13 protein-coding genes are annotated in these 16250 nt (G+C 70.4%); 8 read left to right on the top strand and 5 right to left on the bottom strand.

The annotated features are described in order from the left end of the window. Nucleotide 1: 1 nt before the first annotated feature. Genes arsA through hcsS form a run of 3 tightly spaced genes read left to right on the top strand, consistent with a single transcriptional unit; the run spans nucleotide 2 to nucleotide 2597 of the window. Complete coding sequence (arsA, locus tag N5096_RS07490) at nucleotides 2–1972, top strand: arsenical pump-driving ATPase (protein ID WP_267663717.1); 1971 nt, start codon at nucleotides 2–4, stop codon at nucleotides 1970–1972. Next, nucleotides 1969–2385: a halo-CC-star protein HcsL gene (gene hcsL / locus N5096_RS07485; RefSeq protein WP_267663716.1), complete on the top strand. Its 417-nt coding sequence runs from the start codon at nucleotides 1969–1971 to the stop codon at nucleotides 2383–2385. Before arsA ends, hcsL begins: the two co-directional genes overlap by 4 nt. Next, nucleotides 2376–2597 (top strand): halo-CC-star protein HcsS, encoded by a 222-nt coding sequence (gene hcsS / locus N5096_RS07480; RefSeq protein WP_267663715.1) that lies wholly within the window; start codon nucleotides 2376–2378, stop codon nucleotides 2595–2597. The genes hcsL and hcsS overlap by 10 nt, the downstream gene beginning before the upstream one ends. Nucleotides 2598–2612: 15 nt before the next feature. Here the strand turns inward: hcsS and N5096_RS07475 are convergent, their stop codons facing one another. The 4 genes from N5096_RS07475 to N5096_RS07460 all read right to left on the bottom strand — a co-directional run bounded on the left by N5096_RS07475 (nucleotide 2613) and on the right by N5096_RS07460 (nucleotide 8487). Beyond that, nucleotides 2613–3089, bottom strand: a complete 477-nt coding sequence (locus N5096_RS07475; RefSeq protein ID WP_303654931.1) for an arsenate reductase/protein-tyrosine-phosphatase family protein — start codon at nucleotides 3087–3089, stop codon at nucleotides 2613–2615. Nucleotides 3090–3198: 109 nt separating this feature from the next. Further along, complete coding sequence (locus tag N5096_RS07470) at nucleotides 3199–3921, bottom strand: DUF726 domain-containing protein (protein ID WP_267663907.1); 723 nt, start codon at nucleotides 3919–3921, stop codon at nucleotides 3199–3201. A gap of 253 nt (nucleotides 3922–4174) precedes the next feature. Further along, complete coding sequence (locus tag N5096_RS07465) at nucleotides 4175–6118, bottom strand: type II secretion system F family protein (RefSeq protein WP_267663713.1); 1944 nt, start codon at nucleotides 6116–6118, stop codon at nucleotides 4175–4177. Beyond that, nucleotides 6115–8487 carry a type II/IV secretion system ATPase subunit gene (locus N5096_RS07460; protein ID WP_267663711.1) on the bottom strand — a complete coding sequence of 791 codons (2373 nt, stop codon included), beginning with the start codon at nucleotides 8485–8487 and terminating at the stop codon, nucleotides 6115–6117. The genes N5096_RS07465 and N5096_RS07460 overlap by 4 nt, the downstream gene beginning before the upstream one ends. A gap of 211 nt (nucleotides 8488–8698) precedes the next feature. Between N5096_RS07460 and N5096_RS07455 the strand changes: the two genes are divergently transcribed. The 3 genes from N5096_RS07455 to N5096_RS07445 all read left to right on the top strand — a co-directional run bounded on the left by N5096_RS07455 (nucleotide 8699) and on the right by N5096_RS07445 (nucleotide 11063). Next, on the top strand, nucleotides 8699–9739 hold the full coding sequence (locus N5096_RS07455) for a zinc-dependent alcohol dehydrogenase family protein (protein WP_267663709.1): 1041 nt from the start codon (nucleotides 8699–8701) through the stop codon (nucleotides 9737–9739). A 76-nt stretch (nucleotides 9740–9815) separates the two neighbouring features. After that, a complete protein-coding gene (locus tag N5096_RS07450; protein ID WP_267663707.1) occupies nucleotides 9816–9983 on the top strand; it encodes a hypothetical protein in 168 nt (55 codons plus the stop codon). A 168-nt stretch (nucleotides 9984–10151) separates the two neighbouring features. Continuing rightward, entirely contained in the window at nucleotides 10152–11063 is a 912-nt protein-coding gene (locus tag N5096_RS07445) for an HpcH/HpaI aldolase/citrate lyase family protein (protein WP_267663706.1), read from the top strand. Between the two features lie 105 nt (nucleotides 11064–11168). Here N5096_RS07445 and N5096_RS07440 read toward each other — a convergent pair whose 3' ends face one another. Then, nucleotides 11169–11654 carry a DUF7529 family protein gene (locus N5096_RS07440; RefSeq protein WP_267663705.1) on the bottom strand — a complete coding sequence of 162 codons (486 nt, stop codon included), beginning with the start codon at nucleotides 11652–11654 and terminating at the stop codon, nucleotides 11169–11171. 80 nt (nucleotides 11655–11734) lie between these two features. On the opposite strand from N5096_RS07440, the gene N5096_RS07435 reads away from it, so the two are divergent. Beyond that, on the top strand, nucleotides 11735–14467 hold the full coding sequence (locus tag N5096_RS07435) for a dipeptide ABC transporter ATP-binding protein (protein ID WP_267663704.1): 2733 nt from the start codon (nucleotides 11735–11737) through the stop codon (nucleotides 14465–14467). A 92-nt stretch (nucleotides 14468–14559) separates the two neighbouring features. Beyond that, nucleotides 14560–16250 (top strand): ABC transporter substrate-binding protein (locus N5096_RS07430; RefSeq protein WP_267663703.1); only part of this gene is annotated, 1691 nt, incomplete at its 3' end.

The raw sequence follows: 16250 nt of genomic DNA, 5'->3' as shown, positions 1-16250 counted from the left end.
GATGACACAGACGGAGCAGTCGGCGGAGTCGACGGGAACGAGCGCGCGCGAGATCGTCGAGCCGAGCGGCGACGACACCGAGTTCGTCTTCTTCAGCGGGAAGGGCGGCGTCGGCAAGAGCACCGTGAGCTGTGCGACCGCGACGTGGCTCGCCGACGAGGAGTACGAGACGCTCCTCGTCACCACCGACCCCGCGCCGAACCTCTCGGACATCTTCGGGCAGTCGATCGGCCACGAGGTCACCGCGATCGACGGGATCGAGAACCTCTCCGCGATCGAGATCGACCCCGACACGGCCGCCGAGGAGTACCGGCAGGAGACGATCGAGCCGATGCGCGAACTGCTCGGCGACGAGGAGATCCAGACGGTCGAAGAACAGCTCAACAGCCCCTGCGTCGAGGAGATCGCCGCCTTCGACAACTTCGTCGACTTCATGGACAGCCCCGAGTACGACGTCGTCGTCTTCGACACCGCGCCGACGGGCCACACCATCCGGCTGATGGAGCTCCCCTCCGACTGGAACGCCGAGCTCGAGAAGGGCGGCTCGACCTGTATCGGGCCGGCCGCCTCGATGGAGGACCGGAAGCGGGACTACGAGCGCGCCATCGACACCCTCCAGGACGACGAGCGCACCTCGTTCGCGTTCGTCGGCAAGCCCGAGGACTCCTCGATCGACGAGATCGAACGCAGCGCGGGCGACCTCGCCGACCTCGGGATCGAGTCCCAGCTCCTGATCCTCAACGGCTACCTCCCAGAGCCGGTGTGTGAGGACCCCTTCTTCGAGGGGAAACGCGCCGACGAGCAGGCCGTCATCGAGCGCGCCCGCGAGGAGTTCGACGCCGACGCGACGGCGACGTACCCGCTCCAGCCCGGCGAGATCGCCGGTCTCGACCTGCTTGAGGACGTGGGGAGCGTCCTCTACGACGGCGCGGAGGCGACCGTCGACGTCGAGACGGCGACCGACGGTGACGGCGCGGGCCGCGCCGGTCCCGACGGCGCGACCGATTTCGGGTCGATGGCGGGCGCCGACGCGGTCGTCGACCAACTGACGCCCGGCGAGGAGACGCGGTACCTCTTCTTCACCGGGAAGGGCGGCGTCGGCAAGAGCACGGTCGCCTCGACGGCGGCGACGAAGCTCGCCGAGGCGGGCCACGAGACGCTCGTGGTCACGACCGACCCGGCCGCGCATCTCGAGGACATCTTCGGCGAGCCCGTGGGCCACGAGCCCACCTCGGTCGGGCAGGAGAGCCTCGACGCGGCGCGGATCGACCAGGAGAAGGCGCTGGCCGAGTACCGCGAGGGGGTCATCGACCACGTCACGGAGATGTACGAGGAGCGGGAGGACGCGCAGATCGACGTCGACGCCGCGATCGCGAACGTCGAGGAGGAGCTGGAGTCGCCGTGCGCCGAGGAGATGGCCGCCCTCGAGAAGTTCGTGAGCTACTTCGACGAGGACGGCTACGACGTCGTCGTCTTCGACACGGCCCCCACGGGCCACACGCTCCGACTGCTCGAACTCCCATCCGACTGGAAGGGGTTCATGGACCTCGGCTCGCTGACGAAGGGCGCCGCGCCCGCGAAGGGGGACCAGTACGACGCGGTCATCGAGACGATGAAAGACCCCGAGCGAAGCACCTTCGCGTTCGTGATGTCCCCCGAGTACACCCCCATGATGGAGGCGTATCGGGCCGCCGCCGATCTCGAGGACCAGGTCGGCATCGAGACCTCGCTGGTCGTCGCGAACTACCTCCTCCCCGAGGAGTACGGCGACAACGCCTTCTTCGCGAACCGGCGTGCCCAGCAGGCGCGGTATCTCGAGGCGATCCGCGACCGGTTCGACGCGCCGCTGATGCTGGCGCCGCTCCGTCGGGACGAGCCGATCGGACTCGACGAGCTGAGCGCGTTCGGCGAGGAGATCACCGGTCTCGGGGATATCGCCGCGGCGGGCGCCCCGGAGGTGACGCCCTCGTGAGCGACGCGCAGGACGCGGACGACGCGGCCGAGAGCAACGTGGGCGTTCCAGATGAGGAAGCAGTGGAGGCAAACGTCGAGGCGGCGCTCCGCGAGTTCCTCGACGCGCTCGGCGAGTCGGAGACGTATCGGCGGTTCGTCGCGGCCGACGAGGCGTTACGGGATGACGCCGACGCGATGGCCCTGCTCCGCGAGTACCAGCGGAAACAGCAGCAGATGCAGCGCGGCGGCTTCGACGGGTCGGTGATGGCCGAACTGAAACAGCTCCAGACCGAGATGTCGAACGACGAGACGATCCAGCGGCAGCGGGCCGCACAGGCCGACCTGATAGCGCTCCTCCAGCGGACGGACGACGTCATCAGCGACGCGATCGGCGAGGCGTTCGCGCGGTCCACCGGGGGTGGGTGCTGTTGAGCGCCTCTGACGGGGACGCCGACGAGAGCGGAGTCACCGACGACGAGGTCGTCGCGGCCGCCGCGGCGCTCGGCGAGGAGCTCGCGGCGGCGAAGGAGTCGTCGTCGGAGTCCGCGTTCACGACGATGGTGATGCAGTGTAACGAGGCGATCGGCGAGGAGACCGGGATCGACTACGGCAGCGTCTGCGGTGCCGACGACGGCTGCTGTTAGCGGGGCCCGGAAGCGTCACTCAGCGGACGGCGTCTCCGACAGGAGCTCGTCGAACAGCGCGGCGACGCGCCCCTCGGTCTCGTCGCGGATCTCGCGGACCTCCTCGATCGGCCGCCCGTGCGGGTCGTCGATCCCCCAGTCTCGGCTCTCGCCGTTCCACGTCGCCGGGCAGACGTCCGACGCAGAACAGCCGACGGTGACGACCAGATCGACCGCCCGTAGCTCCTCGGGCGTCACCTCCCCCGGCGTCCGGTCGCTGAGGTCGATACCGCTCTCCCCCATCGCCGTGACGACCACGTCGTGGACGCGCTCGGCGGGCCGCGTCCCGCCGGTGAGAATCTCGATCCGATCGCCCGCGTCTCGACGGTCGCGCTCGCGCTCCGCGAACGCCGCCATCTGACTCTGTCCCGCGTTCTGGACGCAGACGAACGCTACTCGGTGGTTCGGTCCGTCGCTGTCGTCGCTCACGGCTCTGCATGCGAGAGGTGTCAGTACAGTCGTTACTCGGGACCGCTACCGAGCGCTATAGAGCGGTACCGAGAGCCGACGCGGGTCTCGTGGCCCGTTCGCGCCGACCGCGAGGGTCGCGGATCCACTCGACTCACCCGATCCCGAGTCGGTCGACCGCTCGCGGGAGACACCCGTCTCCCGGCTCGACGTACGAGTAGTGGTCCGCCACCGAATCGGTGACGTCGACGTCCGCGTAGCCCGCCGGTGCGGTCGCGGAGTCCGGAATCCCCCCGTGGCCGACCGCTCGGGTCCGGTCCGAGGCGCGGTACGCCCAGCCGAGGACGCGGTCGTTCCGGCTGTGGAAGTTGAACACGGGGGCACCGACCGCCCCGATGGCCGACCCGTATCGCCCGTCGCCCGCGACGCTCTCGTCCGGGATCGCCCCGCCGAACAGCGAGGCCGAGGCGAGGGCGTCCGTCCGCCCGCGGTCGGCGAGTTCGCGGAGCGTCCCGCCCGCCACGCGAGCGCCGAGCGAGTGGGCGAACAGGTGGACCGGTCGCCCGTCCCCGTCCGCCCACGCCGCCAGCCAGTCCGCGAGCGGGACGGCGTTGGCGTCCGCGGTCCGCTTCGCCGGCCCCCAGTCGACGTCCGACGCCCACGAGTAGCCGATCACCGGCGGGGCGTCGCTCGCCTCGGCGGCGCCCGTCGCCGCCGCGAGGCCCAGCCGAGCGGTGTACGCTTGATCCCGGGCTGACTCGGGGTCCGCGCCGAGGCCGTGGACGAACAGGACCACCCCGTCGGCCCCGTCGAACTCCCACGAACCCCCGCGTTCCGTCGAGTCGTCGGCGCCGAGGCGCCCCCGGGTCGTCACCATCGGCTGTGACTCCGGCGCCTCGTACCCGCCGGAGTCGCCGTCCAGCGACCGCGCGACGTAGAGCCCGCCGCCGAGAAGCCCGCCGCCGCCGGCGAGGCCGAGGAGGAGTCGCCGCCGCGTGACGAGCGCGCCGGAGCCGTCGTCCGCAGAGGTGTCCGATGAGATGCCGGGCCTTCGCCTCGGACGATCAAATACCTGACGCGGCGGCGACCGCCGTCCGTGAGCCCGGCCGCCGCCCACACCGGGCCGCCGCCTACACCAGCCCGCCCGCGGTGAACACCGCGTAACAGATCGCCACGAGCAGCCCGGAGTGGAGCAGCGCCTCGTAGCGCCCGCGGGAGGCGGTGCCGGCGAACCACCCCGAGGCGAGCATCGTCGCCTGCGTGACGACGTACAGTCGGAAGCGCTCCAGCTCCGGGTGGACCGTCTCCGGCTGGGTCACGAGCTCGGTGGCGGCCGCGAGCTCCGCGAGCCGCGCCGCGTCGATCACCTGGGTGTTGACGACGGCGACGACGCCCGCGACCAGCGCGGCCGCCGCCCAGCCGACCGCGACGTACGGGTGCATCGACGAGCGGAGCGCGCGCTGCTCGCTGTACAGCTGTCCGACCTCGATCCGGAGCGTCTCGAAGACGGCGTCGGCGTCGCTGCCGGCGTTCAGCGCCCCGGTGACGAGCCCGAGGGTCCCCTCGGCGAGCGGGGTCCCGACGCGGTCGACGAACCGGTCGATCGCGGCCGCGCGGACGTCGGCGGAGTCGCCCTCTCCCCCCGTCGCCGTCGTCGAGCCCAGCGCGAACGCGAGGTCGGCCACGTCGTCGTCGAGCACCCCGAGGTCGACGTCGCGGGCCACGGCCGCGACCGCGTCCGGGAAGGGGCGCCCGTGCGCGACGTGGCCGGAGACGGCGTGGACGAAGTCAGCCAGCTCGCGGTCCTTCGCGTCGTCGATCCGGGTGCGCCTGACGGCGACGCTCCCCACGGGAATCGCGAACGCCGCGTACGAGAGCAGGGCCACGTTGACGAGCGTGTACTCCGCGAGCGCGAGGCCGACCGCGAGCAGGGCCGCGGGCGGCGCACAGGCGACCGCGGCGCTCGTCGGATTTCGCGCGAGAGAGGCGGCGATAGCGCGCGGCGTCGCCGGCAGGTCGTAGCTCGCGCGCTGGTTCGGCGGGCGGAGCGTCCCGACGGCGACCGCGCCGGCGAGCCCGATGGCGACGAGGAAGGCGACGGCCCCGTAGAGCACGACCGCCCGCGTCGGCACCACCCCGACCGGCGTGTCGACCGGCGGGAGCAGCTCCGGAACGACGACGGTGAGCGCGGTCGCTGCGATGACGAGCAGCGCCGGCAACACCAACACCGCGACGAACAGCTCCGTGAGCAGTTCCAGGAAGCGCCGAGCGCGCTTTCGGGCCCGGTCCTGTCGGTGCGCGAGCATCCGGCTCTCCGTCCGGAAGTACTCCGCGAGCGCCGCGTCGCCGGTCGCCGCGTGCTTCCGGAACTTCAGCAGGAACGGCGCGAGCAGCTCCCGCGAGGGCGTGTCGCGGGCGACCCGCCGCAGTCCCTCGTCGAGGCTCCCGGCGAGCCGCGCCGCGTTGAGCGCCTTCCGTAACGAGGTCGCCGTCCCGCCGTAGGCGTCGCTCGCGGCGGTCTTCTCCACCATCTCGCGGGGGCCGTCGCTCCCAGACGCGAGCAGTTCGAGGTACCGGACCGCCGCCGGGAGCGTCCGCTCGATGTCCGTCCGGCGCGTCGCCGTGAGCCACCGCAGGTGGAGCCCGCCGAGCCGCACCGTCGCCCGCTTCGCGAGGACTCCGGCGAGCGCGGCGACCGCGACCGCGACCGTCTCGGGCGACGGGGCCGGTGCGGCGCCTCCGACTCGCCACTCGACGGCTGCGAGCAGCTCCGGGGCCGCCCCCGTCGCCACGAGGAGCGTCGGTCCGGCGACCGCGAGCGCGGCGAGCCACGAGAGCCCGTAAGTCCGCGACAGGTACGTCTCAAATCCCGTGTCGAGCGCCGTCCCGCGGTACCGCTTCCGATCGGCGTCGTGGCGGCGGTCGCTCGCGTGCCGCGCGAACAGCGCGTAGAGGGCCCGGTCGACCACCGCCGACCGGCCCCCCCGCAGGAACCCGTCGGCCTCGGCGGCGTCGACCGCTCGGTCGAGCCGCGCGCTCCCGTCGTCGCCGTCGGTCGTCGGCTTCCGACTCACGGCCGCCCCCGCTCGTCGCGCTCACTGGTCCGGTCACGATCGTCGCTTCCGCCTCCCTCGCCGGTCCGGTCGTCCGTTCCGTCCCCTCGACCCATCGTCCGCGCGGCGCGCTCGACGGTCGCGGCCTCGTCAGTCCGGAGGTCGGCGAGGAACTCGAACAGCGCGTCCGCGTCGTCGATCCCCTCCCGAACGAGATACTCGACGTACCGGCGCTTGGCGACGAACTCCGACCGCACGGCGTCGGCCTCGCGGTCGGTGTGGTCCGCGATTCGGCCGAACGCGTGGAGGCGCGGTCCCTCGCCCGGGGCGGCCGCCGCGTCGCTCTCGGGGGCGCCCGGGAACCGGAACTCGCCGTCGGCGTCGCGCCACGCGAGCGTGTTGAAGTACACCGCCTCGCCGCCCTTGTCGACGACGCCGGCGCCGCCGCGTTTGGGGTTCCCGGTCGGGCTCCGCTTCGCCTCCGGGCCGAGCGCCTCGTACTCCTCGGCGGAGAGCAGCTCGACCGCCCGCGAGACGTACCGCTTGCCGTCGACCTGTCGCGGGAAGACGACGAGGTCGATCTCGCGGAGGAGGTACGGCGGGAGCCCCCGCTCGACCACGCGGTTCACGAGCGCCTCGACGTCCTCGGCGTGCGTGGACCCGATGACGCCGTGGCCGGTGTTCAGCGTCTCCGCGAACGTCTCGAAGCTCGCGGGCGTGTTGATCTCGGCGATCACTTCGACGTCGGGGTTGAGGTAGTTGGCCTCCGTCATCAGCTCCGACATGCTCACGGCCTTGTACGTCTCCTCGTGCTCCCGGGTCGTGAGCGACACCCCGGTCTCGTGCGGGAGCCGGACCTCGCGGGAGCCTTCGTCGATCGATACCGGCCGGTCGTCGAACGGGATGAAGGGGGTGTGGGCGTTGAGCAGCGTCGTCTTCCCCACGCCGGTCGGCCCGGCGAAGAGGACGACGCCGCGGTGTTCGTAGAGGAGCCACAGGAGCGTGACGAGCTCCGTCGAGAGCGTCCCGCGGTCGATCAGGTCGACGGGCGTCATCGCGTCCGCGCTCTGCTTCCGGATCGAGACGTGCGGGCCGTCCGCGGAGATGACGGGCAGCGCCACCGCACAGCGGACCGTCTCGTCGACGCCGTCGACGTCGAGGTTCACCTTCGCCGACGGCGTCGAGGCGTTGAGCTCGGTGCCGTCGCGGGCCGCCAGCCCCGTGACGACGTTGACGAACGTCGTCTCGTCCTCGAACGCGAGGTTCGTCGGGACGCGCCGTCCGGCGCCCGTGGACGTCTCATCCTCGGCCCCCTGCAGGACCGGCGCGCGCGGGACTACCTTTACCCGCTCGCCCACCCGGTTGGCCTCCACGTCCTCCAGGTTCGGGTCCCGGATCGGGACCGTCAAGATCCCCTCGCCGACGAAGTCGCGGAGGACGTAGTACGCCAGGTCGTCGAGGCGGTCGTGGGCGTACCGGGAGTCGACCGGGGGCACGGCGAGCCCGCGGTCGGCCAGCACGGATCGGACCCGGTGGGCGGCCGCGTCGAGCCACGCACGGGTGTTGCGGGCGGTGAGCCGCCGGGAGAGGAACCGGCGGGCGTGTTCGGCGACGAACGCCTCGCGGTCGTCGACCGCGCCGTTGACGGTCGTCTCCCAGATCCGCTCTTTACACTCCTCGATCAGCGCCTCGTCGCCCGGGAGGAGGTCGGGCTCGAGGACGGCGTACTTCGTCTCGAAGGCGTCGGAGCCCAGCAGTCGCTCGCGGTAGACGACCACGTCGACAGAGAGCCCGGCGAAGCCGACCGCGTACTGCGCGAGCCGCTCGGCGGCGACCCGCTCGACGTACTCCGCGTCGGCGTCGATACCCGTCTCCAAGGGGGCGAACGTCTCCGTGTGGACGACCAGCTCGCGCTCGTCGCCGACGTCGGCCACCTCGATCCGGTCGTCCAAGGCGAGCGGGGTCACGTCGCCCAGCAGCCGGAGGTCCCGCAGCGCGTGGTAGTCGATCCGGCGGCGCGCGGCGGCGCTCGCGTCGATCAGCCGGTCGAGCGCGCGGTCGTACTTCGGCTCGAACCCGGCCTCCGCGCGCTCGACGACCCCGACGCGGGTGAGCGGTCGGCGGTGCCGAACTGCGGAGAAGTGGTCGCGCACGCGCTCCAGCGCGTCCTCGTCGGCGGGCGCCAGTGGCGGCTCGCGGACGTCGTACCCGAACCGGCCGCCGTCGCGCTCGCGGACCGTGGCGACGACGCCCGGCGCGGCCTCGTACTGCGCCCGGACGTCGGGGGCGTACCACGCCTCGGGGTCGTCAGGCGGGACCGGAGCCGGCACCGCGCCGCCGGGGTCGCCGTCGGGCTCGTCAACGATCCGGAGCGTCGGGCCGTCGCTCACGGCTCGGCTCCCCGCGTCTCCGGCCTATCCCCTGCGATGGTGACGTCGCTTCCCTGCGTCATCTGTCGATTCGTTCCCGCCTGACCGTCGCCCCGTGTTAAGCGTTCTTTTCTGTCGATGCGCTGGTATTTCGGCGAACGGAAACGTTCACGAGCCCGACCCGACGTCGGGCCGTCGTTGCGCTTTAGTCGCCGGCCGCCGGAGACGCCGTATGCGCGCAGCCATTTTCAACGGTCCCGGCGAGATCGACGTTGAGGAGCGGCCTCGCCCCGAGATCGAGGCCCCGACGGACGCGATCGTCCGGGTGACCCACACCGCGGTCTGCGGTTCCGACCTCTGGTTCTACCGCGGCGACAGCGACCGCGACGCGGGCTCGCCGGTCGGCCACGAGCCGATGGGGATCGTCGAGGCGGTCGGCGAGGACGTCACCTCGGTCGACCCCGGCGACCGCGTGCTCGCCCCCTTCGCGATCTCCTGCGGCGAGTGCGAGTTCTGCCGGAAGGGGCTCCACACTTCCTGCGAGAACGGCGACTCGTGGGGCGGCGACAACGGCGGCGGCCAGGGCGAGTACGTCCGGTCGACCCACGCCGACGGGACGCTCGTGCGCGTCCCCGACCGGTTCGCCGACGACGAGGACACCCTGCGGTCGCTGCTCCCCCTGACCGACGTGATGGGGACCGGCCACCACGCGGCCGTGAGCGCGGGCGTCGAGGCGGGGTCGACCGTGGCCGTCATCGGCGACGGCGCGGTCGGGCTCTGCGGCGTGCTCGCTGCCCGCCGGCTCGGCGCCGAGCGGATTATCGCCCTCGGACACCACGAGGACCGCCTCGAGCTCGCCGAGGAGTTCGGCGCCACCGAGACCGTCTCCGAGCGCGGCGAGGCCGCCGTCGAGCGGGTCCGTGAGCTCACCCGCGGCGGCCCGACCCACGCGATGGAGTGCGTCGGCGCCGCGAGCGCGATGAACACCGCGATCGACGTCGTCCGCCCCGGCGGCACGATCGGCTACGTCGGGGTCCCCTACGGCGTCGAGGAGGAGGGCCTCGACGTGTTCGGGATGTTCGGGGACAACATCACCCTCGCGGGCGGCGTCGCCCCGGTTCGCGCGTACGCCGAGGAGCTCATGGCCGACGTGCTTCAGGGGACCCTCGATCCCGCCCCCATCTTCACCGAAACCGTCGGCCTTGACGAGGTCGCCGAGGGGTACCGGCTGATGGACGAGCGCGAGGCGATCAAGGTGCTGGTCAAGCCGTAGAAACGAGGACGTGAGCCGCCTATTCGCCGATATCGGCGTAATGTTTATCAGTAGCTGTCCCTTGGTAGTAGTTGTCATGTGCCATCATACCATCGAGGCGCGCTCGATCGAGGAGATCCGAGAGCGCCACCGGTCCGAGGAGGCGGACGAGCGATTCGACGAGCACGTCGACGTCGACCCCGCGGACGACCCGGCGGAGGACGCGGAGCCGCCGGCCGAACCGCGGACCCCGGCCGACGACTGACGCGGCCGGGGCCGACTTCGCCTCGAACCCCGACGATTTTTCGCGGTCGCCGTCGCGACGAACGGCCGTCTCGCCCTCGCTCGGAGAGTTGACTCGCTTCCGACTCAGAGAAAATACCCCCGCGTGAGGTAGCTTTATTTTGATGGACGAGCGTGATAGAGCCGCTATATGACGGACGTCACTCTTCGCCGGACGCAGCTTGCAACGCCCGCGAGCGACGAGAAAATGATGCACTCGGCCGCCGACAGCGACGCCGACGAGGTGTTCCTCGACTTGGAGGACTCCGTGGCGCCGAACGCGAAGCCCGACGCGCGCGAGCCGCTCATCAAAGCGGCCCAGGAGGAGGACTGGAGCGACAAGGTCCTGAGCTTCCGCATGAACGGGATCGACACCAAATGGTGGTACGACGACGTGATCACCGTCGTCGGCGAGGCGGGCGAGTCCATCGACGACATCATCGTCCCGAAGGTCAAGTCCGCCAGCGACGTCCACACCGTTGAGAACCTGCTCGCGCAGGTCGAGGAGAACAACGGGCTTGAAGTCGGCGCTATTGGCCTCGAACCCCAGATCGAGGACGGCGAAGGGATCCACAACGTCCACGAGATCGCGCACGCCTCCGACCGGCTCTCGTCGATCATTTTCGGGCCGGGCGACTACTCCGCGGCGATGGGCACGCCCGGACTCGACATCGGGCAGTTCCCGGAGTACCCGGGCCACTACTGGCACCACGCGCTCTCGGAGTGTAACTCCGCGGCGAAGTCGGCCGGCCTGCCGTGTCTCGACGGCCCGTACGCCGACATCGAGGACGCCGACGGCTTCCGCGAGTCCGCCGAGAACGCCAACATGATCGGCTGCGACGGCAAGTGGGCGATCCACCCGTCGCAGATCGAGATCGGCAACGAAGTGTTCGCGCCGGACCAAGAGACCGCCGAGCGCGCCAAGCGCATCGTCGACGCCTACGCCGAGGCGATGGAGGAGGGCAAAGGCGCCGTGAGCGTCGACGGCCAGATGGTCGACGAGGCGACCAACAAGATGGCCCAGGACATCGTCGAGACCGCCGAGGCCGGCGACATCCTCTGAGGCCCCGTCCGACTTCGAGCAGTTCTTTTTATCGGCTCCGTCGGCTCCGGAGCGTGCCGTTCACACGTCTCCGACGTGCTGTCACCTTTGATTCACGACAAACGCTCATTCGACGGGTTCCGGGAGGAACGGCGTCGGGTCGTCGTGGACGAACCGCACGGTGTCGTCGTTCAATCGGCGGCAGAAGAGGCGCACGGTCCCCGCGTCTCTGATCGATTCGATCGTCTCCGCCGCCTGGCTCGGGTCGTAGTACGCGGGGACGAACACAGCCGTCTCGCTCTCGGGAGCGAGCTCGGCGACGAGCACGTAAACCAGTCCGTCGCCCTCCGCCCGGAACACCTCGACGTCTCGGAACTCCCGGTCGTCGACGAGCGACTCGAGGTCCTCGAACTCCGGGCCGGGGAGGACGACGTCGAGCCCGGTTCGACGGTCCGAGTCGACCAGGACCGAGTCCCCGGGGTGCAGTTCGAGCGTCGTCCACCCGCGCTCTCGGTACTCCGCCGCGGTCGCCTCCATGTCCTCCATGACCGCGGACCACCCGTCTCCGACCTGTACGTTCGTGGGCGCGTCGTCGCCTGCGGGACCGCTCATATCGTGAGACGCTCCGGTAGTCGTATAAAGGTTCCACTGTCCCCAAAGATATTTTTCCGTAAGGCGCGCTACCACCGGTAGTGACTGACCTCCTCTCGCTGTCGGCGCTCCGGACCCAGTTCAGGACCGAACGGGGCGCGGTTAAGGCCGTCGACGGTATCGACCTCTCGATAGAGGACGGCGAGACTGTCGGCCTCGTCGGCGAATCAGGCTCCGGGAAGAGCGTTACCGCCCTCTCGGCGATGGACCTCGTCGACGACCCGGGCGAGGTCGTCGGCGGCCGGATCACCCTCGCGGATCCGGCGCTCGCTACCTCCCTCCTCGAGGAGTTCGACGGCGCGCACGTTCCGTACTCGTCCGGACTGGTCGACGCGATCGCGGCCGTGAGCAGCGACCTCCGCGCCGGACGACGCGTCCCCGACACGGCGGCGGAGCTCCGCGGAATGGTCGACGACCTCGCCGACGAGGCGGACCCCGACGACCTCGCGAGCGACCTCGCGACCGCCGCCGATCGCCTCGCGGACGACGCCGACCCGACGGCCGTCGGCGACGACCTCGAGGCGGCGCTCGCCGACGCCGTCGACGGCTTCGTGTTCCTCGACGCCGACGCCCGCGAGCGGATCCGCGACGGCGCGAAGCCGAGCGACGTCGAGATCACCGAGGGGATCGTCGACGTGACGGCCGCCCCCGAGGCGGCCGTCCGTCGGGTCCGCGGCGGCGAGATGGGCATGATCTTCCAGGACCCGATGACCTCGCTCAACCCGGCGGTCACCGTCGGGGAGCAGATCGCCGAGTCGCTGCGACTCCACCGGTACGGCGGGCAGAAGCGGGACTCGTGGCTCAACGGGATCCGCGAGATCCTCCCGAAGGCCGGCGGTCGCGACGGCGACGAGGAGGTGATGGACGAGGTCGTCAGGATGCTTCAGGCGGTCGGTATCCCGGAGGCGAAACAGCGCCTGGACGACTACCCGCACGAGTTCTCCGGCGGGATGCGCCAGCGCGTGCTCGTCGCCATCGCGCTCGCCTGTCGGCCGAACCTCCTCATCGCCGACGAGCCGACGACCGCGCTCGACGTGACGATCCAGGCGCAGATCCTCGACCTGATCGACGACCTGCAGGCGGAGTTCGGGATGTCCGTCCTGATGATCACCCACGACCTCGGCGTCGTGGCCGAGACCTGCGATCGGGTGGCCGTGATGTACGCCGGCGAGATCGTCGAGGAGGGGCCCGTCGAAGAGATATTCGCCAATCCGAGCCACCCCTACACCTACACCCTGCTCGAGTCGATCCCCACCGAGGAGAAGGAGCGGCTGACCCCGATCGAGGGGAACGTCCCCGACCTGATCGACATGCCCGAGGGGTGCCACTTCGCGCCGCGCTGCCCGTGGGCCGAACCGCAGTGCCGCGAGGGGGAGATCCCGTTCCTCCAGCACGGCGGGGAGGAGGTCGACCACCGGTCGAAATGCGTCCACGACGAGTTCGACAAGGCCGCCTACGGAACCGACGGCGTCGAGGCCGGCGCCAGGTCCGCCATCGGCGACCCGCTCGTCGAGGTCCGCGGGATGCGGAAGTACTACCAGCAGGAGGCGGGCCCGCTCGACCGGGTGTTCGGCACCGGCGATCCGAGCGTCAGGGCCGTCGACGGGATCGACCTCGACGTGCGCGAGCGGGAGACGCTGGGGCTCGTCGGCGAGTCCGGCTGCGGGAAGTCCACGGCGGGGCGCGCGATCCTCCACCTGGACCCGCCGACCGACGGCACGGTCGTGTTCGCCGGCGAGGACCTCGGATCGCTCTCGAAGTCGGACCTCCGCAAGCGCCGGAAGGACATGCAGATGGTCTTCCAGGACCCGATGTCGAGCCTCGACCCGCGGATGACCGCCGGCCAGACGATCATGGAACCGCTGAAGATCCACGACCTCGCCGAGGGACGCCGCCGCCAGCGCGTCTTCGAGCTGATGGACGCGGTCGGATTGGAGCGCGGTCAGTTCGGCCGATACCCCCACGAGCTCTCCGGCGGCCAGCGCCAGCGGGTCGGCATCGCGCGGGCGCTGGCGGTCGACCCCGACTTCATCGTCGCGGACGAGCCGGTGTCCGCGCTCGACGTCTCCGTGCAGGCGCAGATCATCAACCTCTTGGAGGACCTCCAGGAGGAGTTCGGGCTCACCTTCCTGTTCATCGCCCACGACCTGAGCGTCGTCCGTCACATCTCCGACCGGGTGGCCGTGATGTACCTCGGCGAGATCGTCGAGGTCGCCGAGACGGACGAGCTGTTCGAGACGCCGAAGCATCCCTACACACAGGCGCTGCTGTCCGCGATTCCGGAGCCGGACCCCCTCGCCGACACGGACGATAGAACGATCCTTAAGGGGGACGTCCCGTCGCCGATCGACCCGCCCTCCGGCTGTCGGTTCCGCACCCGGTGTCCGTCGATCATCCCGCCGGCCGATCTGGACATCGATCAGGAGCGGTACCGGGAGGTGATGTTCTACCGACAGCGCTTGGAGTCGGGGGACATCGACCTCGACGCCATCGAGTCGGAGGTCCGCCTCGAGGACGGGTCGGCGCCGACCGCCGTCGCCGACGGCGGCGAACACCCGACGCTCTTCGAGTACTTCTTTGACGGGCCGCTCTCGGGAGAGGCGCGGGCGGCCGTCGCCGACTCCTTCGAACACCTCAAAAACGACCGGTGGGAGGAGGCGGAAGCCACGCTCCGCGAGACGTTCGAGAGCGTCTGTGAGCGAGAGAACCCCGCGCTCGACGAGAGCAGCCACCCCGCCGCGTGCCACCTCTACGACGAGCGACCAGATCGATAAATAAACGCGCGACCACTCCGTCGGAATTCATGTCGCAGATCCGTCCCGTCACTCCACCAGAATTATTTGGGTGGCCAGTTTACAACCGGTGTATGTCCCCTGACACCACGGAGACGTCACGACGCGGATTCTTACAACGAGCGGGCGGTGCGACGGTCGCGACGGCGTCCGTCGCCTCCCTCGCCGGCTGTGGCGGCGACGGCAGCGACGGCGGCGACGGTAGCGGCGGCGGCGACGGCAGCGACGGCGGCGACGGTGGCGACGGCGGCGACGGCACGACCTCCCTTCGCTACGGCCGCGGCGCCCACTCCAGCACCCTCGACCCGCAGAACACGACCAGCGGCGAGGTCGCGAAGGTCACCAATCAGGCGTACGAGGGCCTGATCGCGTTCCAGCCGGGCGAGGCGTCGCTCACGGAGTCGCTCGCCACCGACTGGTCGATGGACGGCAACTCGGTAACGCTCACGCTCCGAGAGGGGGTGAGCTTCCACGACGGGTCGGAGTTCACCGCCGACGACTTCATCGCCACCTACCGGCGGTTCGTCGACGACGACTACGAGTACCACTTCGAGGATTCGTCCGTGTACGGGCCGTTCACGCTCGGCAACTGGATCGACAGCGTCGAGGCGCCGGGCGACTACGAGCTCTCGATCACGCTAACCCAGACGTACGCGCCGTTCCTCCGCAACCTCGCGATGTTCGCGGCCGCCGTCATCTCCCAGGACGCGATCGAGGGCGACACGAACCTCGGCGAGGAGATGGTCGGCACCGGCCCGTTCCAGCTCGAGACCCTCGACGACGCCAACAACCGGATCCGGCTCACCGCCTTCGACGACTACTGGGGCGAGGCCCCGAACGTCGACCGGGTGCTGTTCCTCACCCGCGGGCAGAACTCCACGCGCGCCCAAGCGCTCGTGGAGGAGGAACTCGACATCATCGACGGGCTCGGCCCCGACAGCATGCAGATCATCGAGGGGTCCGACACCGCCGAGAACCGGACGGCGACGGGGATCAACATCGGGTACATGGCGTTTAACCTCTCGCGCGTCGAGGCGTTCCGCGACCGTCGGGTCCGCCGCGCGATCAGTTACGCCATCGACACCCAGGCGATAGTCGAGAACATCTACTCGGGGATCGCCACGCAGGCCGACCAGCCGATCCCGCCGGCGCTGTTCGGCCACAACGACGACATCAGCCCCTACGAGTACGACCCCGAACAGGCGCAGAGCCTGCTCGAAGAGGCCGGCTACGGCGACGGGTTCTCGTTCTCGCTGACGACGTTCCAGAACCCCCGCGGGTACAACCCGGCGCCGCTACCGACCGCGCAAACGATCCGGTCGAACCTCGCCGAGGTCGGCATCGAGGTGTCGATCGACGACCGGCAGTTCTCGGACTACCTCACGTACACCAGCCAGGGGAGCCACGACGCGACGCTCGCCGGTTGGTACACCGACAACGCAGACCCCGACAACTTCTGTTACGTCCTCCTCCACCCGCAGACCGACGTGCCGGACGGACAGGACTGGGTCTCTTGGGACACCGAGGGGTTCAACACCTCAAACAACGCCGCGTGGGCCAACAGCGAGTACATGAGCGTCGTCGAGGAGGCGCAACGGACCACGAACCAGGACGACCGGGCCGAACTGTACCGAGAGGCCGCCCAGATCGCACACGACGAGGCGCCCTGGGTGTTCATCGACTACGCCGACGAGGTCCGCGGCGTGTCCAACGGCGTGAGCAACTACACGGTCGCCGCGATCGGCGGACCGTTCCTCGAAGCGGT

Source organism: Halorubrum yunnanense, assembly GCF_026586675.1.
Classification (GTDB): Archaea; Halobacteriota; Halobacteria; order Halobacteriales; family Haloferacaceae; genus Halorubrum; species Halorubrum yunnanense.
This window is presented reverse-complemented; position numbering and strand designations above follow the sequence as displayed.